The 6823-nt window shown below is 52.6% G+C and carries 4 protein-coding genes and 2 pseudogenes; 3 read left to right on the top strand and 3 right to left on the bottom strand.

Going from position 1 to position 6823, the window contains the following annotated elements:
* Window positions 1–266, bottom strand: a pseudogene (locus K5905_RS23705) (PaaX family transcriptional regulator); the annotation flags it as partial.
* Between the two features lie 173 nt (window positions 267–439).
* On the opposite strand from K5905_RS23705, the gene K5905_RS23700 reads away from it, so the two are divergent.
* Window positions 440–1624, top strand: coding sequence for a zinc ABC transporter substrate-binding protein (locus K5905_RS23700; protein ID WP_297588583.1), 1185 nt, complete (start codon window positions 440–442; stop codon window positions 1622–1624).
* 67 nt (window positions 1625–1691) lie between these two features.
* Here K5905_RS23700 and K5905_RS23695 read toward each other — a convergent pair whose 3' ends face one another.
* Window positions 1692–3662, bottom strand: coding sequence for a L,D-transpeptidase family protein (locus tag K5905_RS23695; RefSeq protein ID WP_297588580.1), 1971 nt, complete (start codon window positions 3660–3662; stop codon window positions 1692–1694).
* A 497-nt stretch (window positions 3663–4159) separates the two neighbouring features.
* On the opposite strand from K5905_RS23695, the gene K5905_RS23690 reads away from it, so the two are divergent.
* Window positions 4160–4636, top strand: a complete 477-nt coding sequence (locus K5905_RS23690) for a hypothetical protein (protein WP_297588577.1) — start codon at window positions 4160–4162, stop codon at window positions 4634–4636.
* A 57-nt stretch (window positions 4637–4693) separates the two neighbouring features.
* Here K5905_RS23690 and K5905_RS23685 read toward each other — a convergent pair whose 3' ends face one another.
* Window positions 4694–5227, bottom strand: coding sequence for a single-stranded DNA-binding protein (locus K5905_RS23685; protein ID WP_297588575.1), 534 nt, complete (start codon window positions 5225–5227; stop codon window positions 4694–4696).
* 589 nt (window positions 5228–5816) lie between these two features.
* Between K5905_RS23685 and K5905_RS23680 the strand changes: the two are divergent.
* A pseudogene (locus K5905_RS23680) lies at window positions 5817–6823 on the top strand (excinuclease ABC subunit A); the annotation flags it as partial.

Genomic DNA, 6823 nt, shown 5'->3' with positions numbered 1-6823 from the left:
CGCGCTTCTTCTGTTAGCGCATAGTAGCTTCTCCGCCCTTCCCTTTGCCCCTCAAGCTGTCCCTTTGAAACCAGTCGAGAGACCGCTGTACGAACCAGCGATTCATTGACATTGAAACCGGCGCAAAGACTGATCAGGTTCCCCATCCAAAGAACGCCACCGCGCGGCTCAACTATGTCTCCGTACATGGAAACTATGAGTTGGGCGGCCTTTGGCGGTGAAGGCTTCAGAAACCGGTTTACGGCAACGTCAGTTACGGTGGACATGAAATATCTGATCCAGCAGTGTTTTTTTGCGACCTTAACCGCCTATGCGCAACAAACCAAGGTCTCGCGGCCGATGGTTGGTTCTTGGGAGGTCAGAACCCGCTTGCGCGCAACCAAGCTGATCGTTATACAGTTACATGTTACAACATTACATAAATCTGGAACCTTCACGAATGACTTCCCCGATCCGTTCCCAATCCAATTCTCTACGGCGTCGCCTTCTCTTTTCCTGCACGACGCTGGCTGGGGTAGTTGGCATTTCGCTGGCTTCACAACCCGCCTACGCTGACGCACCCGCCGTTGTCACAACCATCAAGCCTTTGCATTCCATTGCGTCTGCGGTCATGGACGGAGTTGGAACGCCTCACATTCTGATTGATGGTTCCGCATCTCCGCACGGATTTGCCCTGAAACCTTCTCAGGCCTTTCTGCTGCAGGGCGCTGACGCAGTATTCTGGATAGGTCCGGGACTTGCCCCTTCTCTGGAAAAACCGATCAACTCAATGGCGGCCGACGCTGCAACCGTTGCGCTCATGGACGCTGCCGGCATTGAACATCTCGCCATTCGCGAGGGCGCAAATTTTGATGCGCATGATCACGGTGATCATGACGACCATGCGGAGCATGGCGACGATGATCGCGCAGAAAAGCATGAAGACCTTGACGATCAAGATCATGCGGAAAACGCGAAGCACGATGACCGTGACAAGGATGAGCATGCCGATCACGATGATCATGATGACCACGAAGAGCATGCCCATGGTGAAGAAGAACATGGGCACGACGATCACGTGCAAGCAGAACATGCGGACGAACATGATCATGGCCACGGCGACTCAAAGGATGCTCACATTTGGCTAAACCCGGACAACGGCATTGCAATTGCCGGTGTGATGGCGGAGACCCTCGCCGAAATCGACCCGGAAAACGCTGAAACCTACAGAAACAATGCCGCAAAATTTACCAAACAAATCGAGCAGCTTGAAGGTGAGATCGCAGAACAGTTGAAGCCGCTTGAAGGCAAGAAATTTGTGGTGTTTCACGATGCCTATCATCATTTCGAGCACCACTTTGACTTTGAAGCCAGCGGCTCGATTACTCTGTCACCGGAAGCTCTTGCCAGCGCCGACCGGGTTTCAAAGGTCCAAAACCAGATCAAGGACCTGAATGTGACCTGCGTATTCCAGGAACCTCAATTCGACGCGAAACTGGTCAACGTCGTGATCGAGGGCAGCGATGCGCGCAAGGGAACGCTTGACCCCCTTGGAACTGAACTGGCCAATGGGCCGGATCTTTATCCAAATCTCCTCAAGGGGCTTTCAGATTCGCTGTCCGGTTGCCTGTCTGGTCAATCCTGAGCATTTTCAAGTTCTGAAAAAGAAAACGCCGGGCATGCCCCGGCGTTTTTGTTTTTGAATTTCTTGATCAGGAAGCTCTCGCCTTTTCCCGAACCGATCGCGTTTTCTCAATTGCTTTCAGCAGATACCTGTCGCGATCATAGACATCAGAATAATAGGCAATTTCACCATCCAGTTCCAGCCATGCGGTGAAATAGGACACGTAGACCGGAATGTCTCCGTTCACCTTTTCCTGCTCATTCTGACCAGCACCAATCCGGGACGTTACATAATCCTTGGACTTTCCAAGTACAGCCGCCGCCATAGCTTTTGGGTCGTGCAGGCGGATACAGCCGTGACTGAAGGCACGCATATCCTTTTTGAAAAGGTTCTTGGCAGGCGTGTCATGCATGTAAATGTGGTGTCTGTTGGGGAAGAGGATCTTGACCTCACCAAGCGCGTTCGATCGCCCCGGATACTGACGGACATTGATGGATTGCTGCTTGGAGGCAACCGCATACCAGTCAACGGCTGCGGAAGAGATCTGACGTCCACCTGGTGTCGTCACCTCGTAACCTGCACGGTCCAGATAACTCGGATCCTGCGCAAGTTTCGGCAGCATTTCATTGACGATGATTGAATACGGCACGCCCCAATAGGGATTGTATTCAACGATTTCGATCTTGTCGTAGAAGAAATTTGTCTGATTGGACTTCTTGCCCACAACCACGCGCATGGACAATGGCATTTCGTCAGGAGCGGTATAGGTCGCCGTGAACGCAGCCTGATTGATGAAGACTTTGCGCTCGCCCAACTCTTCAGGAATCCAGCGGCTACGCTCCATGGCAAGCTCGACTTTGGCAATCTTGGCTGCGTTTGTTTCACCAACCATCGCCTTGATGGTGTTTTTACCGACAATGCCATCCGGCGTCAGACTGGCTTCTTTCTGGAAAGATTTGACCAGATCGACAAGCTCGGGTGAATAGACTTCGGCACCGTCATAGGCAGCGAGCGTCTCGGCATGCGCTTCTTTCAGCTCCTGCGATCCATTTTGTTGAATTGCAGCAACGATATTCTTCATCTCAGGGCTGGATTTGCCTGCCTTGAGAAACGTGCCCGGAGCAATGACAATCTGATCCGTTTCCTGATCTTCCGCCCTCAACTTTGCAAGCTCAGCAGTCAGCTTCCTGAAATGATCGTTTTGAGGCTGATGCGCTTCAAGGGCAGCGGATGCATCTTCGCTGGAAGCGAGGTCCAGAAGAGAAGCGACCAGGTCAACCTTGTGTCGCGGCAGGTCGTGATACTGGGAAATCCGGTTTGGATCGACCCGACCGCGAGTTGCATCCAGAATATATGCGAATACGGCGGCGCTCAGCTCCATTTCAAAGCGCATCAAAGCAGCATCGCGCGCTGCTTCGTCAAGGTTTGAAGTCGCCGGCAGTGCAACGGCATAGTCTACCGGGTCCAGTCCGAACGTATCCGCGTTTTCAAGCGCCTTTTGAACGTCTTTCACCTTGGCGCTGACTTTGCCGTCTTCAATCCAGACAAAGTCAGGATGTTCGCGATAATAGGCCAGGATCGCGTTGCCAACTTCCGGTAATACAGTGAGAGACATATTCTTGAGCGCCGGACGCGCTTCATCGAATGCAGTCAGTACAACAGGAGCCTGCGGCTGGCTTTCAGGTTGAATGACGGTTCCATCCTCGGCGACCTCCTGTTCCTGAAGCTCCGGCTTCAGCTCAGCGGTTTTCTTTTCAGAAAGCGTTTCGAGAGAGACCGGCTTCCAGGCATCGGCAGAATAGTTGAGATAGCGCGGAGCGGAAACCTTGACCGTGGCAGCTTGCTTTCGAAGATGCTCCTGCCGCTCGCGCTCCTGTTGCCTGCGATGGTTTTCCGGATTGAAAAGACGTTGGAACAAACCTTGCGCGGACGCGGTTTCGACTGAAAGTCCACTAAAACCCGATGCAATTACTGTCGCCATCAGAGCAGCTTTGACAGAGTTTCCCAGGAAGGTTCCAGGCTGTCTTACCGATGCAGCCTTACCGCCGTCGAGCTGCATACATTTTTCAGTCTTGTTCGTTCGCATTGTCCAAACCTGCAAATTTATTAATTGGTGTCGATCCGGTCTCGCGGTCCACTTTAGAACCGAACTTTCCTAACCTCATTCAAAGGTAAGAAATTGCCCGGATAACAAACCAGCCAGGCAATCGTCTCCAGAGTTGCGTCCCACCTACACGAAACCGATCTGCCTGCTTTCACGGCAAAAACACTCATGGTGAACAGCTTGATACTATATCAGTGTTATTCAGATGGTTAAGGGACACGGTCATACACAGGTTTTGAAATCAAATCAGTGTGACGAATATGCCGCGCCTTATGCGATCCAAATGTCAAAAACGGCGTTTCAAAGCCAAAATCGCGCCTTTCTGAAAATTTCTGCCTTCAAATGCTGCTTTCAAATGGCTTCTTCGTGACATCCATCACGGTCTCCGCATGGCAGAATCGCTACTCTTCGCAAACTTGTGCGTTAGAAGACAACAGCAGAGAGGCGGATGAATGCCGTTTCAGTTCAACATTGGTGACCACGTTTCACCTGTCGTGAAATACGGCAAATTCAATTCATCTCAGTACAGCAAACTGAAATGGGCTCGAAGCAAGTTGTTCAAAATGGTCAAGAACAATCCGAGCTGCAATGCGTATTTCAGGTCCCTGCCCGGCAGCCGAAGCTTATCAAGCCTGATCGGCGACAGCAGCATATGGGTTAATTATGGTCCTACAATTTCACCTCTGCATGGCGAAATACACATACCGACCGGTGAAATTGCGGTCGGCGACAGAGCCTTCAATATGGGAAGGTGGATGGTTCTTGCAACGCTTATCCACGAATTGGCGCACCACAACGGCGCGCCGATTACAGGTGGAGATACGCGTGCGGAGGAAGCCGTTTATCACTGCGGTCTTGGGACCGCAAAAGAATATTATGACGGGGTCGACGACCCCAGCACCCCTTACGACCCGAATGTAGGTGGATAGTGCAATGCCGGCTCCAAGAGCAACCCAAGACGGGTTACTCCCGGATTTCATTGATATTTAGAACGGAATTTCGTCATCCATCGGACCTGCGCCACCGCCGCCACCGGATGGGCCACCGAAGCCACCACCGCTGGATCCTCCGCCAAAGCCGCCGCCTCCACCGCCACCGCTGAAGCCGCCGCCACCTTGCTGGTCATTACCGTAGTCCGGCAAGCCACCAGGTTGACCGCCACCTTCTCCACGGCCATCAAGCATGGTGAGGTTGGAGTTGAAGCCTTGCAGAACAACCTCTGTCGAGTACCGGTCCTGACCTGACTGGTCCTGCCATTTCCGCGTCTGAAGCTGGCCTTCCAAATAAACTTTGGATCCCTTGCGCAGATAGCTTTCGGCGACTTTGCAAAGACCTTCGTTGAAAATCACCACGCGGTGCCATTCGGTTTTCTCGCGGCGCTCTCCTGAATTGCGGTCCCGCCACGTTTCCGAAGTTGCAATCCGCAGGTTGGCGATCGGCCGACCGTCTTGCGTCCGACGGATTTCCGGATCGGCTCCAAGGTTGCCGACCAAAATTACTTTGTTGACGCTGCCCGCCATTCTGCACTCCTGTTTGTTTTTCGCGGCCCGCCGTATTTTTTAGAGCTTTCATCGCGCTCTTTTCGGCAAACCACGTAGCAACCATTGCCGCTAGAAACCAGAACCGTAGCGATACGCCAACAGCTGCGCCTTCTTTTTCGCGGTTCCACTCCCATTTTCCACAAGGCAGGACCACGGAAAGACAAGAAATTAGCTGCCTTTTGACCGGCGCGACCGCCATGCGAATTTTTCAGGACACAATTTATCCCTAGTTTGTTCCTTTCCGTCACGATTTTCCTGTCAGGAACATTTGCAAGGCGTTTCGTGTGCTCAGCGATCCCGGCTGACTAAGTTCCTGACGTGTAGCGTAAACATGTACTTGTTTTGTTCTTATCATTTCTGTAAAACCGATTCAATCAAACTTCGTAATTGCGGGGCCTCCCGTAACAGCAGCAAAAAAGTTACCGACACATTAGCGCGCCTCTCTGGAAGCTTGGCTTCAAACTGCTATATCGGGGAAATGGCAAAGCTGGAAACCAACCGCTTTGAATGAAATTCACAGACGCACGGGCAGCAATTACGTGGTTGCGTGAGGTCAGGAAGAGATAGAATGACGACAGCGAAGAGCCTCAAGGCCGACCAAAGCTGGAAGACTGACCCGACGAAGGTCATAAGTGTTCGCGGAGCGCGAGAACACAACCTCAAGGGTGTGGATCTCGATTTGCCCCGAGACAAACTTATTGTCATGACCGGGCTATCCGGTTCGGGTAAATCGTCCCTCGCCTTCGACACGATTTATGCAGAAGGCCAGCGTCGCTATGTCGAAAGCCTCTCCGCCTACGCGCGCCAGTTTCTTGAAATGATGCAAAAGCCGGACGTTGACCAGATCGACGGTTTGTCACCGGCTATTTCCATAGAGCAAAAGACAACCTCGCGTAATCCCCGTTCAACGGTTGGAACGGTCACGGAAATATACGATTACATGCGGCTGCTCTTTGCGCGCGTTGGTGTGCCCTACTCTCCGGCAACCGGCCTGCCGATCGAGAGCCAGACCATCAGTCAGATGGTTGATCGGGTGCTGGAACTAGACGAAGGTTCTCGTCTTTACCTGCTTGCACCCATGGTTCGGGGCCGCAAGGGAGAGTATCGCAAGGAACTGGCGGAACTCATGAAAAAGGGGTTCCAGCGCGTCAAGATCGACGGCACATTCTACGAAATTGCCGATGCCCCTGCTCTGGATAAAAAATACAAACACGATATTGACGTTGTCGTGGACCGGCTTGTCGTGCGCGACGATATTGCCGGCAGACTGGCAGATTCGCTCGAGACAGCGCTCAAACTTGCAGACGGTATCGCGATTGCCGAGTTTGCCGACAAGACTGAAGACAACGGCGATCCGAAACGACTGATTTTCTCGGAGAAATTCGCCTGTCCGGTCTCAGGATTTACAATTCCGGAAATCGAACCGCGGCTGTTTTCCTTCAACAATCCCTTTGGCGCCTGTCCAACGTGCGACGGTCTGGGAACCACACTTGCCTTTGAGGAAGATCTGGTCGTGCCCGATCACTCCCTGTCGCTTCGCGAAGGTGCCGTGCTGCCTTGGGCCAAAACCGGCTC

Source organism: Roseibium sp. (assembly GCF_025698965.1).
Lineage (GTDB): Bacteria > Pseudomonadota > Alphaproteobacteria > Rhizobiales > Stappiaceae > Roseibium.
Note: the sequence above shows the minus strand (reverse complement) of the source record. Positions and strands in the feature narration are given on the sequence as shown.